Origin of the sequence: Colwellia ponticola (assembly GCF_005885605.1) — a bacterium.
GTDB classification, from domain to species: Bacteria; Pseudomonadota; Gammaproteobacteria; order Enterobacterales; family Alteromonadaceae; genus Colwellia; species Colwellia ponticola.
Window position 1 is genome coordinate 187,197 of the sequence record NZ_SZVP01000003.1, and the last position, 19,188, is coordinate 206,384.

The following is a 19,188-nucleotide window of genomic DNA, read 5'->3' on the forward strand; positions in this document are numbered from 1 at the left end:
TAAAATACCTTACTAAACATATTACTAAAAACATACATAGCCAAAAACATTAGCCTAATAGTGCTTTAATATCACTAATAGCCTGCACACCGGCACTATTATCACCATGAACGCATAAACTATCTACCTGCAACGCCAGTATTTTCCCTGATAATGTGGTTACACTGCCTTGTTCTACTAACTGTTTCACTTGTGCAAGCATAGCGACTTTATTTAACATCGCGCCTGTTTTGCTGCGCGCTAATAACTTGCCTTCATCGTCATAACAGCGATCGGCAAATGCTTCACTGTAAAGCATAACCCCCACTTTCTTTGCTTGTGCTTTATAGTGATTTATTTCTGGTGTTGCTTGTATCATTAACGCCAGTTTTCTAGGGTATTGCGCCAGCGCAGTTAACACAGCGTTAAATACGTCAGGTTTACTCATCATATCATTGTAAAGCGCGCCGTGAGGTTTAACGTACTCAAGCGTTAGTCCCTGCGTATTTGCCATGCCATCTAACGCCGCCACTTGATAATGTATCAGTGCGATAATTTCTGCGGGAGAACACATCATTGAGCGACGCCCAAAGCCAACTAAATCAGGGTAACTAGGATGGGCACCAATACTTACTTGATATTTTTTAGCTAATGCCAAGGTATTTTGCATCACCAGAGGATCACCCGCATGAAAGCCACAAGCTATATTGGCTTGATCAATATGCGGCATTACCTCACTATCAAGCCCCATGGTCCAAGCACCAAAACTTTCACCTAAATCACAATTTAATTTCATTATTATTATTTCTCATCAATAGGATTACTGCATCATCCACTTAACTAACGGTTTATTGTAGCAATTGAACAGCGATTACTCTCTATTGATTCAGTAAAAAAAAAGCTATACTCTCTGCCTCTTATAGCATTCAACCTATTGGTAAATGATGAAGTCAATATTATCACAGGCAATTATTTTCATCTTGTTTTCGATTGCTAACATAACATACGCCAACTCAACTGACGTTAATAACGATAAAGTGTCCTCTAAACCTCAGACAGATTCTTTTGACAAGTGTTTATTTGCTGCCATTAAAAGTGCCGAAAAAACGGCAACCCTAGAAGCAATAGAAACGCAATGTCAGCAACAAGTTGCCCGCAAGATTCTAAAAAATGACGATAATCGCTCTATTGAGTTAGGTGCTTTAGCTAATAGGATGATGAAAGAAAAAATAACGGGGGATAATCCTTATGTGTTAACGCCTCATAAAATGAATTACATGTTGCCGGTATCTATAGTTGATGCGATTAATCGTGATGCTTATCGAGAATTTACATCCTCAACTGATGATTTGAAAGATGTTGAGGCTAAATTTCAAATAAGCCTAAAAATCCCCTTACTAACGGGGGAGTTTCTTAACGAAGGAGACCAAATTTTTTTCGGCTTTACCTTAGAGTCTTGGTGGCAAATTTACGCGAAAGAGTTGTCTAAACCTTTTAGAGAAACCAATTATCAACCAGAATTTTTCTATTTCACGCCAATTAATTACCATCCTTTTGGCGGTAATTCAGCGCTCATGGTCGGCTTAGAGCACCAATCAAACGGTCAATCACAATTACTGTCCAGAGGGTGGAATCGCGTCTATATTAATTACCTCTATGAAAAACGTAATCTTGCCCTTTCATTCCGCCCTTGGTATAGGATTCCCGAAGGTGAAAAGTCATCACCAAGCAGTGGTCAAGGTGATGACAACCCAGATATTTTAGATTACATGGGACATTTTGAATTAGGACTTGTGTACAAGTACAGTAATAGCTTTGAGTTCTCTTTTAAAGGTCGTAATAATTTTGCCACTCACAATGGTTTTTTTGAACTCGGTGCGACTTTTCCACTCTGGGGTAAACTCAAAGGTTATGCACAATTAAGTAGTGGCTATGGTGAAAGCTTAATTGATTATAATATCAATCAACAACGTTTTGGTATTGGTATCGCTCTCACCAATTTACTGTAAAACGCCAGTTATAAAGCTAGCCTTAGTTGCGGGCACACGGCTAACGCTGCACTCGTTTCTTGTTCGTTAGCTTTGTGCTAAATAGCTATGTGTTAAAGCCAGTAGTCGCTGTTTTTCTTGCGCTGATATAAAGCTCGCGTTAATGGCATTAATGGTAAATTGCGCTATTTCAGCTTTCTCCATCGGGTGAACATCGGCTACGGCATTAAAGTTATCTGTCATATAACCGCCAAAATAAGCGGGATCATCAGAGTTTATCGTTACACAAACGCCTTGGCGAAGTAACTTAACAATATTATGATCAGCCATGTGCTCAAATACTTTTAGTTTAGTATTCGATAACGGACAAACGGTCAGTGGTGTTCCTTGTGCTATTAGTTGTGCTAATAAGGCTTTGTCTTCTGTACAACGTACACCATGATCGACACGATCAACCTGCAGCACTGTTAAAGCGTCGCTAATATTACTCGCAGGGCCTTCTTCTCCGGCATGAGCAACCGACTTAAAACCATGTTTTCTTGCCTGTTGAAAAACCCGTTCAAATTTTTCAACCGGATTACCTAACTCTGCTGAATCTAGACCTACCCCAATAATTTTATCTTGGTGAGCAAGGGCATGATTGAGCATAACAAAGGCATCGTCTTCATCTAAATGGCGTAAAAAACACATAATCAATTGACTAGTAATACCTAACTCTTGTTTCCCTTGCACTAAAGCGCGGTAAATACCGTTAACGACAGTGTCAAAAGCAATACCTCTAGCAGTATGTGTTTGTGGATCAAAGAAAATTTCAGTATGTAAGACATTATCTGCCTTACAGCGTAACAAGTACGCCCAGGTTAAATCATAGAAGTCTTGCTCATTAACGAGCACATTAGCGCCTTGATAATATATATCTAAGAAGGATTGTAAATTATGAAAGTCATAGGCAGCGCTCACTTCTTCATAAGTGCGAAAAGGAATATCAATATTATTTCTTTTCGCTAGCGCAAACATTAGCTCAGGCTCTAATGTTCCTTCAATATGCAGGTGTAATTCAACTTTAGGTAATAACGCAATAAAATCTTTCATAATAACCCCTTTATAATGACTTTCTTGGCTGGTTTAGCTATCAATGAATGATAACGTAATCAAATTAATATAGGAAAAGTAGAAAGTAATATCACTTAATAAACAGATAAATAGTATTACTTTAGGGAATATTATTAAAACGCGGTTAGCCGCTTAAGCTAAACTCAACGCTTAACCACAACATTTTTTATATTTTTTACCACTATTACATGAGCAAGGATCGTTACGCTTAGGTGTACTATCAAAGCGAGTAGTCTCTACCTTGTTAAGTATGGCACTCAGTTCATTAATGTTTTCCTCAACAGTACTATCAACAGTAATATCAGCAAACAAGTCATTCTCGGCCACTAATGCCGCTACTTCGGTTTTTCTTTCATCACTGGTAACGATTAGGGTTAACGGGTACTTTTTGGTACCGAGTTTAGCACTACGCTTTGTGTTATAACCTGTTGTTACATGGTTCTCTCTGGTATGAATACGCCCTTTGTAATACAGATCGTGCATAATAAACTCCACTAATTAACTATTGATTTTAAGCGCGCGATTATAACGTAAAATGCTCAATAGTCGACGCTTGAATGCCAACTTATTGAGTTTTATTATCTTAACAACTGACTTTCGTCCAAAAATATTACTTAAGCCGTTAATACTTTATTTTTTGTAAAGTAAATGCGCCGCGAATATCACCCGCAGCAAACCCTGTTGCTGTATCGTTAGGGTACAATTCATTTATTTTAGTGCTGACATCATCAGCTAACGTACTACCATGACACGCTAGGCATAAACCGGCGGTAGGTATTGGCTTCATATAGCGGTATAGGGTTTTACCATTTGCTTGTACCGTCTCAGCATACTCCATGGTTTTTAAACTTTCACCTGCTGCTTTACGTTGTTCAAATTGCTGTAAAACAGCCAATTCGAAGGCATCGGGTGCATTATTTTCGTTACGCACTTTCAATGACGTTCGCGCGATATCCCATGTTGATGAAGCTGAGTTTTTATCAGCAATAGGACCCGCTTGCACATGACAAACCTCAAGTGCTTTTATTGGCCCTGCTGTTCCCATTGTTGTTTTTAATACCGACTTTAAATCACTGCCAAAGATTTTTACTAGTTCACGAGCTTGAGCGATTTCTTCACTGGGTATTTTTTCTTGTGCGCTAGCAAGTACAGGTAACATAGTGAAACTACTGGCTAATAGTACATGGGTAGCTATGCGTTTTATGTTCTTATTCATGGTGTTTTTCATCATGCTCTCCGTGGGTATCGTTTTATGTTATGTCTTTTTTACGTTTTTTTTAAAGTGACATCAACACCTTTAACCTTAGTTAAAAGTAGTTAAGCAGATTTTGATAATAACGCTTATCACTAACTTCGCCACTTACGAGTTGCTGATGACTTCCTTGAGCAACTACCCTGCCATTTTCCATCACCACTATTTTATCCATTTGCTCTAACATTAAGGGTTTATGGGTTATCACCAGCAAGGTTTGTTGGTGCAGTTTTACGTACGCTAATATATTGCTCATGATCGCTTCTTCATTAAGGCGATCTAAGCCTTTGGTCGGCTCATCTAAAATAAGTACTTTAGCTGGGCGAAGCAATAGCTGAGCTATTTGTAAACGCTGTGCTTGACCACCTGACAGACCAGTACCTGTTGCCCCTAACCAGGTATCTAAACCTGTGGGTAAACTATCAATAAAGCTGCTTAAGTTCACTAATTGGCATACCTCTCGCATTTCTTGCTCGGTTGCATCAGATTTCGCTAAGCGCAAGTTATCCGCAATACTAGCGTCGAATAAATACCCCTGCTGGCTCATTAAAGCAATATGCTCTCGTAAAGAGCCTTGCTTAAGCAAACTTAACTCTGTGCCAGCAATAGTTATCCTACCCTTAGCTAGCTCACTTGTTGAGTCGCTTGCTAAAGACGTCAACGCTAAGCCCGTTGGCCAAAAGCCCATCAGTAAATTAATTAACGTTGATTTACCGGCGCCACTTGCGCCAATAATCGCCACCTTTTCACCCGTTTTTATTGATAAATTAATATCAAACAAGGTTGCTATTTTTTGCTCTGGATAACTAAAGGTAAAGTTTTCAAAGTGAATATCTCCGTGTTTAACCACTTCAGTACCTATATCAACAGGCTTGTCTTTGTCGATAATAGCGAATAATCGCGTAGCACTTGCCATGCTTTGTGGCAACAACTGCATAGCCAACGGCATGCTGCTAACAGTTTCAAAACTCACTAAGACCAGTAAAATAACCGCCACTAACGATTTAATGTCAACGTCGCCGGTTGCTAACTGCGGTATTAAGATAAATAAGCACGCTAACGCAGATAAATTAATCAATAAAAAAGTGAGTGCGGTTAGTGCAGCATTAATCTTTACTAACCGATAGCGCACCTCAAAATATTGCTTGGTAATACTGGCGATAGTGCGCTGATATTGAATGCCAACTTGATATACTAACAGCGTTTTAATCGCGCCAATACCATTAACTAATGCTTCTGTAAGGTGACTTTCTAACTGTGTTTTTTGCTGTGAAAGCTTTATAGACGCTACATAGCTAATCAATGGGAAAATAACGGCTACCACCAACAAGGCACTCAGCATTAGCCACGCAATAACCGGTGAGAACTGTGCTAAGGCATAACAGACAATAGGCACTGAAATTAACGCCACCATCATAGGTAATAATACCCGTAGATAAAAGTTATCTAAATTATCTATATCTTGCTGTAATCGCGCTAATAAATCACCTGAACGTAGATCAACGCGATAATAAGGCAGCAATGGCTCAAGTTGTTGATAAAAATAGTGACGTAAATGTGCTAAGGCATTAAAGGTTGCTCTGTGGGTTAGCATACGCTCTGCATAACGACCCGCGGTGCGCACTATCGCTAAAAATCGGATAATGGCAGCTGGCGTGAAGTAATTAACCGTCATACCGGTCGTGCCAGCAAGCGCCATCAAGGTAATAAACCAACCCGAAACAGCCAGTAAACTGATGTTAGCTAACACGGTAATAACCGACAATAACCCACCAAGTAACATCAAAGGTAATTGAGGTTTAAGTAAACTAACTAAGCGAATAAATATCTTCATAATAGCTTCCTTATGCCCGTAATTGCTGCGCGTAATAGCCATTATGGCTTAACAGCGTTTGATGTGTCCCTGATTCAATTATTTTACCTTGCGCCAGTACGATAATATTTTTAGCCTTGATAACCGTAGGTAAACGATGAGCAATAACAATCACAATATGTTTTTTAGCGTAGTCACTTATTGACTGGGTAATAATTTGCTCGGTGTGTTGATCAAGGTGACTGGTTGGTTCATCAAGAATGAGGACAGCAGGCTCATGATAAAAAACTCTCGCCAACGCTAAACGTTGTGCTTGACCACCTGAAAGCCCTGCACCTGCTTCGCCAATGTGACTGTTAATACCTTGAGCGAGTGTTTGCACAAAACTAGCTAAACCTGCTTTTTCAAGCGCGGCAAGCACTAACGCCTGATCAAAATCATCTGACATAGCAACATTAAAGGCTAACGAACCATAAAAGACTTGTGCTTGCTGGGCAATCCATCCGCAATGTTGCAACCAATTATCACGGTTGTCAGCCGTTAACGGTTTATTATTGATAGTTACTTGGCCAGCGTTTGACTGAACAAAGCCTAATATGGTGTCTATTAAGGTAGATTTTCCTGAGCCACTTTCACCAATAACAGCATATAAACCGTGAGCAGAAAAATCGACAGTGATATCGGTTAAGGCATTTTCCCGTTCAGGGTAAGCAAACGTGACTTGCGTAAGGTTAATAGTAAAAGGTGCGGTAAAACTTTCATCATAAGCATAATTTACTTGAGGCTTATTTAATATATCCACCAAGTCTTCTGCGGCAGAAACACCGGCCATTTTGGCATGATACTGAGTACCAAGTTGCCTAAACGGCAAATAAAATTCAGGCGCGAGTAATAATACCCATAAGGCAAAAACGTAATCAACATCGCCGTAATACAAACGAAAACCGAGCACAACAGCCACTAAAGCGATTGATATTGAGGCTAAAAACTCTAAAACAAAAGATGACAGAAAAGCAACCTTTAAAATACCCATGGTTTCATCACCATAGTCATCACTAATTTTTTTTACCGCTGCAATTTCTCTACGCGAAGCATTAAATATTTTAAGTTGCGTTAATCCCTGAATAATATCAAGAAAATGACTACTCATTCGCTGTAACTTAGCCCAATGCTCTTCATTTAAGCGCTGCGCTTTATGACCAATAAGTATCATAAAAAATGGCACCATAGGCGCGGTCAATAATAAAATTAAGCCTGATTGCCAATCAATAGGAAATACTGCAACAAGTATCGCTGAAGGGATCACCGCACAGTAAGCAATAACCGGTAGATAGCCCGCAAAGTAATCCTCTAAAGAATCAATTCCTTGATGTAATAACCGACTAAGTTGTGCGCTGCCTTTCGTTTGTGTGTAAGCAGGGCCAAATTGAAATAAACGATGAAGTAAGCGTGCGCGAATATTAGCTTTAATGTTCATCGCACCACGACGGCTATAACATTCGCTAAAATAACCTAATGCTGCACGACAAAAAATAATAATGACTAAGGCGGTACTGATGACGGTGATGTCGGTAGAAAATAAGCCTTGCGTAATGACGCCATCACTTTTTGCAGTAAGGTCTGCGCTAGGGAAAATAACTAAATCAATAAGGTAAGCAAGTATCGCTGTTTGGAAGATCATTAATAAGCCATTGATTGCTCCTAGCGCAATCGCACGACTTAACTTACCATAAGCAAATTTTTTTTGAGATTTAAGCCAGCTATTAATTCGCTTTTTTTGCTGCTTAGTGTGTTGCTCAGTTTGCTCGGTCACTTTATCGCTCATTTGCTTACTCATTCTCTTAGCCGTGGTATCAGCGATTTACTTAGCCAGTGTGACTCGCTTAATATTCGCATTTACTCTTCACGTTTAATCGTCGTCATTTTAATGTCGCTTTATGATTTAACGGCTCACTGAACTTGTTGTTTAAGAAGCCGTTAAGTGGCGTTTACATTGCCGATATACTTACCTTATCAAGGCTTTTCATCGCTATCTTGATCTTTGGCCGTATTATCGACATGCTGCTCCATTTCGTACCACATGACATTAATGATGCCCAGAGACACCGCCAGTAATACGCCTAAAATCCAACTAAAATACCACATAATTTTTCCTCTTTTTCACTGTTCTTGCTTGTGCTTAGCTGTGCTGAGCACTACTCAATAAAAACAGCACAGCTTTAGTGTAAATAAGCGCTATACCAACCTAATAGGCGCTATGACTATTTTGCTCAATTTCAGCGATAGTAACCGTGCGCCACATTTTTTTGTAACACCAAATAGTGTAACCAAGAATGATAGGCACAAAAAAGGCAACTACAACAAGCATTAACCCCAAGGTACTTTCACTGGACACCGTATCCCACATCAATAAACTGTGACTGGGTATACTGCTTGATGGCATGACAAATGGAAACATAGCAATACCGGCGGTTAAAATAATACTCGCGATAGTTAATGAGCTACCAACAAAGCTTAAGACTTTTATGGTGGTACTTTTACTTTTTATACTCAGAAATAGTGCAACAAAAAGTGGTGCAATAATACCAACAACAGGGATTAACCATAAGATAGGTGTCTCATTATAATTAGTTAACCAAGCACCGCTGCCGGTGGTCACTTCTTTTATGGTCGGCTGTGCTTGTCCCATGGTATCTATCGCACTAACCACCACATAGCCATCAACACTTTGCCAAACCATGACGCCTGCAAGAATAAAGCAAAGCGCTAATACCAAGGCCACTACAAGGCCAATATTGGCTGAACGTTTGGCAACATCAGCATCGGTACGCATTACCAACCAGGTTGAACCATGCATTAGCATCATGGCTACGCTGATCACACCGGTTAATAAAGTAAAAGGCGTAAACAAAGCAAAAAATGAACCTGTGTACGTTACGCGCATTAATGAGTCAAAGCCAAAAGGTACACCTAATAATAAGTTACCAAAAGCAATACCAAACACTAACGGTGGTACCATAGAGCCAACAAACAAGGCTTTGTCCCAGTTATTACGCCACTTTAACGAGTCTATTTTACTGCGATAATCAAACGCTAACGGACGTAAAAACAAGCTAAATAACGTCAACATCATGGCAAAATAAAAGCCACTAAATGCAGTAGCATACACTAAAGGCCAGGCGGCAAATAAAGAAGCGCCGGCAGTAATAAACCACACTTGGTTACCGTCCCAATGCGCGCCAACCGTATTAATAACCACGCGGCGCTCAACATCTTTTTTAGCAACAAAGGGTAATAAACCACCGACGCCCATGTCCATGCCATCAGTGATAGCAAAGCCGATGAAAAGAAAACCGATAAGGCCCCACCATATAAATTTTAATGTTTCATAATCAAACATATCTTTCCCCTTAAGAATTCTGGCTGCGAAGACCAGACGCTAACGCTGGTTTTTGTTCAAAATGATAACGCCCGGTATGTAATGAACTAGGACCTAAACGAGCAAACTTAACCATTAAGTACATTTCAATAACAAAGAGAATGCTATAAACCACAATGAAAGCAATCAAAGAAAATAGTACATCACTGGCCGCTAAGCTTGAGGTAGATAAGAATGTTGGCAATACTTCACTAATCGCCCAAGGTTGGCGCCCAAATTCAGCGACAAACCAACCCGTTTCTATGGCTATCCACGGGAGTGGTAAAGCGAAAAATAGTGACTTTAATAACCAGCGCTTTTGCTCAATTTGACGGCGAGCATTGAAATAAAAGGCTAAAACAAACAGTAATAACATAGTAAATCCACAGGCAACCATTATCCTAAAGGCCCAAAAAACAGGCGCAACCGGTGGCGTAGAATCTTTAACCGCCATTTGAATTTGTGCTTCAGTGGCATCAACGACGTTATCGGTATAGCGTTTTAATAGTAATCCGTAACCTAAATCGTGCTTAGTTTCATTGAACTTTGCTAAGTTCTCTGGTGTTTGTTCACCGTTACGTAATTTGGTTAAATACTCATAAGCAATCATGCCATTACGGATACGTGGCTCATGGGCTTTTTGTAAATCACGCAACCCCATCACTTCGCCATCTAAAGAGCGCGTGGCAATAAGCCCTAAGGCATAAGGTATTTTTACCGCATAATGGGTTTCCATTGCTTCATCATCAGGCAAGCCAATTACGGTAAATGCAGCAGGTGCAGGCTCAGTATGATATTCAGCTTCAATAGCAGCCAGTTTTACCCGTTGTACTTCACCTACTTCATAGCCTGACTCATCACCTAATAAGATAACCGATAGTATTGCTGCTAAACCAAAACCTGCCGCTACTGAAAAAGATCGTTTGGCAAAGGCAACATCTCGCCCTTTAAGTAAGTAATAACTACTAATACTTAATACAAACATGGCACCAGCAACGTAACCACCAGCAACGGTATGAATGAACTTAACTTGTGCTACTGGATTAAAAATAATTTCGCTAAAACTTACTAACTCCATACGCATGGTCATGTAATTAAATTCACTACCCACAGGGTTTTGCATCCAACCGTTAGCAATAAGTATCCATAGCGCTGAGAAGTTTGTGCCCAATGCCATTAAAAAAGTGCCCATTAAATGCTGACGTTTACTTAAGCGGTCCCAACCTAAAAAGAACATACCAACAAAAGTTGATTCGAGAAAGAATGCCATTAAACCTTCAATGGCTAACGGCGCGCCAAAGACATCTCCCACATAATGAGAGTAATATGACCAGTTAGTACCAAACTCAAATTCCATGGTAAGGCCGGTCGCGACACCAATGGCAAAGTTAATACCAAATAATTTTCCCCAAAACTTAGTCATGTCACGATAGATCTCTCGACCTGTCATCACATAAACAGACTCCATAATAAATAATATCCAGGTTAACCCTATGGTTAACGGCACAAATAGAAAATGGAATAATGCCGTAATAGCAAACTGCCACCGCGATAATTCTACTAACGTTTCATTGATCATATTGACTTCTCTCTTGCGCAGAAAATACGCAGTACATTGTTATATTTAATGTTTAAACGATATTTTTCTTAATGTTCATTTTCTTTTTTAGAAAAAAGGGCTTGTTTAACCGATAAGATCTTGGTTACCCCTGCGCCTAATTTCATAACAGTATTTAACTGTTCAGGAGTCAGTTTTTGTAGTTCTGAAGCCCAAGTAGTAATCATCTCTAATAAGTCATGAATATCTTTCATACGTTGTTGAGCATACACTTCACTGTCGGTTTCAGGCGTATCGAGCAGTAGATTTCGCAGTAATGATAAGGTTGGATCGACTTCACGTTTTCGTCTTTCTTCAAAAACAATATTGGCCATGTCCATCACACTACCGATAGCGTTGTAATATTCTTTACGATCGCCTGGCACATGCGTTACTTGTACTAATTTCCATGCCTGTAATTCTTTAATGCCCATACTGACATTGCCACGAGAAATATTGAGCGTACTCGCCAACTCATTTGCGGTAATAGGTTTATCAGTAATCACGAGTAATGCGTACATTTGCCCAACAGTACGATTAAAGCCCCACTTGCTACCCATTTCACCAAAGTGATAAACAAATGACTTATTTTTTTCTGAAATTTCCATAGATATACACAAGTTTCAATAATTTCTGAAAGTTTAAAACATTTTGAACATTTGATCCAGATCAAATAAAACAATAATGCTGTGATCATCAAAAAATGGCTATATCACAATGGCCTTACTAATTAATGCGTAGTTTCATACATGACAGGTATGACACTAAAAACTGGCAGGTGGTGCATCAAACTATTCAAGCGATAATCGAAGCTATTGAAAAAAAGCGATATTCATTACCCCTGATTATGCAATTGAAGCGGTTAATCTACATTATCGCGATACCTAAACCACGGCATTGCTACTAGGGGAAGTAAATTTTTTGAAATATCACCAAAGGCGAATTTAGAGAAGATTGGTATTATCACAGTGCGCTATTAACGGATGATGACCTCATAAACGTTAAGCATTGAGAGGTCAGCGTTAGGATCTTATATAGAAAATGTCAAAAACATCAGCTTAACATAAAGGACTTTATACTATAAACCTTCACAGAGGTTTGTTATTTAAAGTAAAAATAAGTAGAAGGTAACTATAACGACAGGAGTATCCATGGTTTAATGGTTTTACTGAGCGCTCAACGGTTATTTAAAAAAAGAACAAAGAAATAAGTATGGATAATAGCTAGTCGACAGCTATCATTAATTATGTCTTTTTAATACTATACGGTGTTATTAGCACGGAGTTATTAGCGCTGCCTATAAAGTTTAAAAATTTGGACTGAAGTGTATATAATGGAAAAAAATTTAAATCAAAGCGTAAATAATAATTATCTAACACTCGAGAATACAACATTCTTAAGTTATGTATTGCTATCGCTTATTGCAATTATTTCTGTCGCAACAATTTATCGATTAATCACCAATGATATTTTTCAGATAGTCATTAATAGTTTTTTTTTAGTGCTATTGCTATCTTTCTACTTTGTTCATAAAAAATACCGCGAAACATTTTTAATAGCTAACACGCTCATTATTATAACCTATCTTATCTTACTGTTTGCCGCCTGTTATTTAGAAAACCAACACTTTTTAATTATTTTATTTTGCCTCATACCGCTATTCTCTTTTATCTTATTGCCTACTTTGTATTCACTAACTTACACCCTGATTACATTAATCACCGCTATTGTATTATTGATTGTGTTCTCTCATAGCACCAGCCCCACGTTAAATATGCGCTTTATTGTACTCTATACCATCATCAGCTTATTTTTGTATTACCTAAACAGAAGTCGGCAATGTGCTTGGGATAAAACCAACCTACACATTAATAAATTGCATGAAGATATCAAAGAAGGCATAAATCAAGCCACCAAAGATTATGAACTGACGCTTATTTCAATGGTCAAAATGCTAGAAAGTCGAGATGCTTATACCGCAGGTCACTCTGAACGAGTAGCGCGTTATAGTAAGTTAATAGCACAAAAATTAGGGTTGAATACCAAGCAATGTGAATTAGTCTATAGAGCCGGACAATTACATGATATAGGCAAAATAGTTACCCCTGATAATATTTTATTAAAACCAAATCATTTAACGCATTCTGAATATGAATTAATTAAAGAGCATGTACAGGGTAGTTATGATTTATTGGCTAACATACCGATGTTTAAGGCTGCTGCAGAAATTATCATTTGTCATCATGAACACCATGATGGTAAAGGTTACCCTAATGGTTTAAAAGCAGATGAGATACCGTTACTCAGTCAAATAATGATTATTGCCGATGCCTTTGATGCGATGACAACCAGCCGAATTTATAAAAGTCGAAAAAGCGCTAAACAAGCCCTTATTGAGCTTGATAGCTTAGCAGGCAGTCAATTTAACCCTGATATTACTCCCATTGCCATCGAAGCTCTGACTCATGTCACCATTGAAGAAAATACTAGCCAATTACCCACCTCGTTAATGGGGCAAGAAAGGTTAAATTATTTCTTTAAAGATCAACTAACCAAAAAATACAATAAAGAATACTTAACGTACTGTGTAAAAAATAGACAATTTATTGATCATGATCATTATTTGATCGTGGAATTAAAAGAATTTTCACAATATAATCGTAGATATGGTTGGAGCGAAGGCGATAACTTTCTCATCGCTTTTGCTAACAACCTCGAATATTGCTTTTCAGACACACTTATCTATCGCGTACATGGTGATACCTTTATTCTTATTAGTTTGTCTGCTATTGATACGAAGGTGTTAATAACAAAAACGAGTGATTTATTTATCAATACCGGGATTAAGGTTAGCGTAACAAAAACATCATTAACAGACGTGTTGAATGATATTAACTCCTTATAAATAATGACTTAATAGCATACAGCCCTAATGCAAAAAAGCAATATGACTAATAATATATTGCCACTAAAAAGAGTATCTCATTAATATTAATCATGGAGTACTGCATTATGAAAAAAGTTACACATAATATCAATCGTCTACTAATCAGCAGCATGCTACTTTCAATACCTTTCGTCACTTTGGCAGAGCAAAGTAAAGACAAACTATTTAACGGTACTTTTAGTGGTTTTGTCGAAATTGGTACTGATTATGTTTTTCGTGGTGAATCAGAGGTCGCTGATGGTGATATTCCAGCCGTTAAAGCAAGTTTCACTTGGACACATGAAGAGGGCTATTACGCAGGCGTCTTTAGCGCCACCAATAAATTTGATTCAACACCCGATATCAGAGCGGTACTTGCACCTTATATCGGTAAATTTGGTACTTTTGGCAATAGCGACATTAGTTATAATGTCTTTCTATACCACTATACCTACCCCGGTGTTGACGACATGGATTACACTGAACTATGGATGAAAGTTGCTAAAGACTTTGGTCCCGTTAAGATTGAGCTAGAAGTAACGCCCACTCTCAATGATTGGTTTGGTGTTGATGGTTGGAGCGGCGTCAACTACGCTGTACACCCCAGTAAAACCTTTGAAAATGGTATTACCTTATCTGGCTCTCTTGGCTATCAAGATCTTTCAGGCGAAGGTGCACAAGGCTGGACTCACTGGAACTTAGGTCTTAGCAAAGATTTTTACGGGCTTAATATCGATGTTCGTTATCATGATACGGATGTTGATAGTTCACATAAAGTATATGGCTCTGAGCAAGGTCAAAGAATATTTAATGAACGCTTTGTATTCAGCGTAAGTAAAGCCTTCTAATACTGTTCAACATCAATATGAAAAATGACTAAAGAGACACTATTTAGTCATAGTATTAAAATAAAAGTACTAAAATAAAAAGAGAAGGGATTCTCAATTATCTTCTTTTACTTTATGAGTGCTTTGCGAATATTTTATGAACATTTTTTTTAGTTATCAAGTCCTTTTTGTATTTTTAGTATACAATTTATTTATCAGCATAATGTATTAGACAAGGCAAATAATACATCATGAAACATGATAATAGTCTGTCGACACCTTTACTGAAACTATATAGTTAATAGGAGTTTCAATATGACCACTAAACAACTACATAAAACAACAGAAAGTCAGAGCAAGCTTAAAGAATTTAAAGCATTAGGCTTTATTATTGTGGTGTTATTTCCCGCATTGTGTGTCGCTGCTATTGGTGGCTATGGCTTGATTATTTGGTTAATTCAAGCAATGGGCGGCATTGTTCCTCACTAATGCAGTTTCCCACTAATTGCATATTATTGCTCGTGGAAATATAGCGTAACAACATTGAAAGTCACATTGAAAACAAGGCTATCTTATGAAATATTTCAAAGATCTTTGGCAAACACTTAACAAGCCCGCTAAATACCTAACATTAGGCTCAATTAGCTTAACGGCATTTATTATGGGCATTATCTTTTGGGGTGGTTTTAACACCGCACTCGAAGCAACCAATACTGAAGAATTCTGTATTAGCTGTCATAGTATGGAAAGTAAACCTTATCAAGAATTACAAGCAACCGTGCATTGGTCTAACAATTCTGGTGTACGAGCTACTTGCCCAGACTGTCATGTACCACATAGTTGGGGACGTAAAATTGCGCGTAAAATGGAAGCGTCAAGTGATGTATGGGGTTGGCTATTTCAAACGGTTAATACCAGTGAAAAATTTGAAGATAAGCGTTTAGAGATGGCATCAAGAGAGTGGGCTCGGTTTGAGCGCGATGACTCACTCGCCTGTAAAAACTGTCATAACTATAACTCTATGAAATGGGAGACAATGTCTAAACTCGCCCAAAAACAAATGAAAAGTGCCGCAGAGCGTGATCAAAGCTGTGTTGATTGCCACAAAGGCATAGCCCATACCTTACCAGAAATGGGTACAGCTAGAGCACCACAATTAATCGCTGAAGTTGGTACAGGTCCAAGCTCATTCACCAATGAGCAACCCTATTTTAGTGCCCTAACCAAACCGCTTTATTTTAGCCCCACAGGTGATGTACAGGCCGGTACCTTAAACGTGGCGACTAAAGTGACTGTTTTAGCCAGTGAAGGCGATAGAGTAAAAGTTGCTATTGATGGTTGGCGTAAAAAAGTTGGTCTTGGGCGGGTTATTTATTTTGATTTTGGTATCAATATGCTAACGGCGCAATTATCAAAAGAAGCGGCTAAAACAGACGGTATTATTAATGGCTTTGAAGAAAAAGAAGACACGATGACCGGCTTAAAATGGCAACGCGTTGAAACCGAGTTGTGGACTGATGCAGAATATTTGATTACTGAGCAAAAACCACTATGGGACTATGCACGTACTACCTTTAGAACCAGCTGTAGTGTTTGTCATACCCAACCTGACGAAGCGCATTTTGATGCTAATACTTGGCCAGGTATGTTCCAAGGTATGATTGCCTTTGTCAATATGGACGACGACACACAGGCATTAGTTCAAAAGTACTTACAACAACACTCATCTACGTTTGTTAAAGAAGCGCATTAATCGGAGCTAATTATCATGAAAAGAAGAAATTTTTTAAAAGCCATATTAGCGACCTCTTTTACGATAGCGAGTACGGCGTCGGTATTAACACCACTGAGCGCCTTAGCAAAAGTCGGCGCAAAAAATCGTGATGACTGGTTAACAACTGGCTCGCACTTTGGTGCCTTTAGAATGAAGCGAAAAAATGGCGTTATTGATCAAGTAAAGCCTTTCGAGTTAGATAAATATCCAACTGATATGATCAACGGTATTAAAGGCTTAGTGTATAACCCTTCACGCATTCGCTACCCTATGGTACGTTTAGATTTTTTACTCAAAGGGCATAAAAGTGATACTCGTCAACGTGGCGATTTTCGTTTTGTGCGCGTCACTTGGGATCAAGCGTTAACGCTATTTAAACAATCGTTAGATGAAATACAAACAAACTATGGTCCATCAGGCTTACACGCTGGACAAACTGGTTGGCGTGCCACCGGGCAATTACATTCTTGTACCAGTCATATGCAACGCGCTGTTGGCATGCATGGTAACTTTGTTAAAAAAATTGGCGATTATTCTACCGGCGCAGGACAAACAATTTTACCTTATGTCTTAGGTTCAACCGAAGTGTATGCACAAGGTACCTCTTGGCCACTTATTTTAGATAATGCTAACACCATTATTTTATGGGCTAACGACCCTTATAAAAATTTACAAGTTGGCTGGAATGCAGAAACCCATGAGAGTTTTGAATACCTTGCGCAATTAAAAGAAAAAATAAAACAAGGCAAAATTCGAGTTATTAGCATAGATCCCGTAGCCACTAAAACACAAAATTACTTGGGCTGTGAAAAAATCTATGTAAATCCACAAACAGATGTTGCTTTAATGCTCGCTATTGCTTACGAGCTCTACAGTAACAATCTACATGATAAAGAATTTATAAAGGCCTACAGCTTAGGCTTTGACCGCTTTGTGCCTTATTTAACTGGAGCAGAAGACGGTATTGCTAAAGATGTACTCTGGGCTGAAAAAATCACAGGCGTGCCTAGCGATGTTATTAAAGCACTCGCCAAAACCATGGTCTCAGGTCGTACTCAACTATTAATGGGTTGGTGTATTCAGCGCCAGCAACATGGCGAGCAACCTTACTGGATGGCGGCGGTCTTAGCTACCATGATTGGTCAAATTGGTTTACCAGGCGGTGGTATTAGTTATGGTCATCACTATTCTAGTATTGGTGTGCCCTCTTCGGGCGCTGCAGCTCCCGGTGCGTTTCCAAGAAACCTCGATGAAGGACAAACGCCGTTATTTAATAATGAGGATTTTAAAGGCGCAAGTAGCACTATCCCAGTAGCTCGCTGGGTAGATGCGATATTAGAACCAGGTAAGGTTATCGATGCCAATGGCGCTAAAGTGACCTATCCGGATATTAAAATGATGGTTTTTTCGGGTAACAACCCCTGGAGTCATCACCAAGATAGAAACCGAATGAAACAAGCTTTTCATAAACTTGAATGTGTCGTCAGTATTGATATTAACTGGACCGCAACCTGCCGTTTCTCTGATATTGTACTGCCTGCCTGTACGACTATGGAGCGAAACGATATCGATATTTATGGTAGTTATGCGAACAGAGGCGTACTTGCCATGCAAAAAATGGTTGAGCCACTGTATGATAGCTTATCTGACTATGAAATATTTACTCGCTTTGCCAAAATTTTAGGTAAAGAAAAAGAATACACCCGCGGCATGAGTGAATTTGATTGGCTGAAAAAGCTATACAACGACTGTAAAGCCGACAATGACGGTAAATTTGTTATGCCTGAATTTGAACAATTTTGGCAAGACGGTTATGTGCATTTTGGTGATGGTGAGCCGTGGACGCGTCATGCCGATTTTAGAGAAGATCCTGAAATAAATCCATTAGGGACTCCGTCAGGGATGATTGAAATACATAGTAGAAAAATTGAACGTTATCAATATGACGACTGTAAAGGTCACCCTATTTGGATGGAGAAAAAGGAACGCAGCCATGGCGGACCTGGTTCAGACAAGCACCCTATTTGGATGCAATCTTGCCACCCCAATAAGCGTTTACATTCACAAATGTGTGAATCTCAAGAATATCGTCAAACTTACGCTATACAAAACAGAGAGCCTGTTTATCTAAACCCTGAAGATGCTAAACACCGCGGTATTAAAAACGGTGATGTGGTACGGGTATTTAACGACCGTGGTCAATTACTTGCTGGCGCTGTAGTGAGCAATAACTTTCCTAAAGGCGTGATACGTATAGAAGAAGGTGCTTGGTATGGTCCCGTTGGCAACGATGGTAGTGTTAACGGTGGTACTGAGATTGGCGCACTTTGTAGTTATGGCGATCCTAATACCTTAACCTTAGATATTGGCTCATCTAAATTAGCGCAAGCGTGCTCTGCTTATACCTGCTTAGTTGATTATGAGAAGTTTACCGGTAAATTACCCGCGGTAAGTTCATTTAATGGACCACTGGAAATTGGAGTATGAGTGCGGTGAGCAGT

General features: G+C 39.0%; 16 protein-coding genes. 6 read left to right on the forward strand and 10 right to left on the reverse strand.

Annotation, left to right across the window (positions count from 1 at the left end; genetic code table 11):
* Positions 1–49: 49 nt before the first annotated feature.
* Complete coding sequence (locus tag FCS21_RS05550; RefSeq protein WP_138621254.1) at positions 50–775, reverse strand: 5-oxoprolinase subunit PxpA; 726 nt, start codon at positions 773–775, stop codon at positions 50–52.
* A gap of 148 nt (positions 776–923) precedes the next feature.
* On the opposite strand from FCS21_RS05550, the gene FCS21_RS05555 reads away from it, so the two are divergent.
* Complete coding sequence (locus FCS21_RS05555) at positions 924–1,988, forward strand: phospholipase A (RefSeq protein ID WP_138621256.1); 1,065 nt, start codon at positions 924–926, stop codon at positions 1,986–1,988.
* 66 nt (positions 1,989–2,054) lie between these two features.
* Here the strand turns inward: FCS21_RS05555 and FCS21_RS05560 are convergent, their stop codons facing one another.
* From FCS21_RS05560 to FCS21_RS05600, 9 genes are all read right to left on the reverse strand, one after another.
* Positions 2,055–3,059: an adenosine deaminase gene (locus tag FCS21_RS05560; protein WP_138621258.1), complete on the reverse strand. Its 1,005-nt coding sequence runs from the start codon at positions 3,057–3,059 to the stop codon at positions 2,055–2,057.
* A 171-nt stretch (positions 3,060–3,230) separates the two neighbouring features.
* Complete coding sequence (locus FCS21_RS05565) at positions 3,231–3,563, reverse strand: PBPRA1643 family SWIM/SEC-C metal-binding motif protein (RefSeq protein ID WP_138621260.1); 333 nt, start codon at positions 3,561–3,563, stop codon at positions 3,231–3,233.
* Between the two features lie 139 nt (positions 3,564–3,702).
* Positions 3,703–4,311 (reverse strand): Tll0287-like domain-containing protein, encoded by a 609-nt coding sequence (locus FCS21_RS05570; protein ID WP_138621262.1) that lies wholly within the window; start codon positions 4,309–4,311, stop codon positions 3,703–3,705.
* Positions 4,312–4,387: 76 nt separating this feature from the next.
* The gene (cydC, locus tag FCS21_RS05575; RefSeq protein ID WP_138621264.1) at positions 4,388–6,166 is read right to left on the reverse strand and encodes a thiol reductant ABC exporter subunit CydC; all 1,779 of its coding nucleotides are present in this window, start codon (positions 6,164–6,166) and stop codon (positions 4,388–4,390) included.
* 10 nt (positions 6,167–6,176) lie between these two features.
* A complete protein-coding gene (gene cydD, locus FCS21_RS05580) occupies positions 6,177–7,982 on the reverse strand; it encodes a thiol reductant ABC exporter subunit CydD (protein ID WP_246047041.1) in 1,806 nt (601 codons plus the stop codon).
* Between the two features lie 176 nt (positions 7,983–8,158).
* Complete coding sequence (gene cydX / locus FCS21_RS05585; RefSeq protein WP_138621265.1) at positions 8,159–8,290, reverse strand: cytochrome bd-I oxidase subunit CydX; 132 nt, start codon at positions 8,288–8,290, stop codon at positions 8,159–8,161.
* A 100-nt stretch (positions 8,291–8,390) separates the two neighbouring features.
* A complete protein-coding gene (cydB, locus tag FCS21_RS05590) occupies positions 8,391–9,545 on the reverse strand; it encodes a cytochrome d ubiquinol oxidase subunit II (protein WP_138621267.1) in 1,155 nt (384 codons plus the stop codon).
* Between the two features lie 10 nt (positions 9,546–9,555).
* Complete coding sequence (locus FCS21_RS05595) at positions 9,556–11,142, reverse strand: cytochrome ubiquinol oxidase subunit I (RefSeq protein WP_138621269.1); 1,587 nt, start codon at positions 11,140–11,142, stop codon at positions 9,556–9,558.
* Between the two features lie 68 nt (positions 11,143–11,210).
* Positions 11,211–11,768 carry a GbsR/MarR family transcriptional regulator gene (locus FCS21_RS05600; RefSeq protein WP_138621271.1) on the reverse strand — a complete coding sequence of 186 codons (558 nt, stop codon included), beginning with the start codon at positions 11,766–11,768 and terminating at the stop codon, positions 11,211–11,213.
* A 725-nt stretch (positions 11,769–12,493) separates the two neighbouring features.
* Between FCS21_RS05600 and FCS21_RS05605 the strand changes: the two genes are divergently transcribed.
* The 5 genes from FCS21_RS05605 to torA all read left to right on the forward strand — a co-directional run bounded on the left by FCS21_RS05605 (position 12,494) and on the right by torA (position 19,174).
* Positions 12,494–14,065: an HD domain-containing phosphohydrolase gene (locus FCS21_RS05605; RefSeq protein ID WP_138621273.1), complete on the forward strand. Its 1,572-nt coding sequence runs from the start codon at positions 12,494–12,496 to the stop codon at positions 14,063–14,065.
* A gap of 107 nt (positions 14,066–14,172) precedes the next feature.
* Positions 14,173–14,934, forward strand: coding sequence for a TorF family putative porin (locus FCS21_RS05610; RefSeq protein ID WP_138621275.1), 762 nt, complete (start codon positions 14,173–14,175; stop codon positions 14,932–14,934).
* Between the two features lie 294 nt (positions 14,935–15,228).
* Positions 15,229–15,402, forward strand: a complete 174-nt coding sequence (gene torE, locus FCS21_RS05615; RefSeq protein WP_138621277.1) for a trimethylamine N-oxide reductase system protein TorE — start codon at positions 15,229–15,231, stop codon at positions 15,400–15,402.
* A gap of 85 nt (positions 15,403–15,487) precedes the next feature.
* Positions 15,488–16,666, forward strand: a complete 1,179-nt coding sequence (gene torC, locus FCS21_RS05620) for a pentaheme c-type cytochrome TorC (protein ID WP_138621279.1) — start codon at positions 15,488–15,490, stop codon at positions 16,664–16,666.
* A 15-nt stretch (positions 16,667–16,681) separates the two neighbouring features.
* Positions 16,682–19,174, forward strand: a complete 2,493-nt coding sequence (torA, locus tag FCS21_RS05625) for a trimethylamine-N-oxide reductase TorA (protein WP_138621281.1) — start codon at positions 16,682–16,684, stop codon at positions 19,172–19,174.
* Positions 19,175–19,188 lie beyond the last annotated feature (14 nt).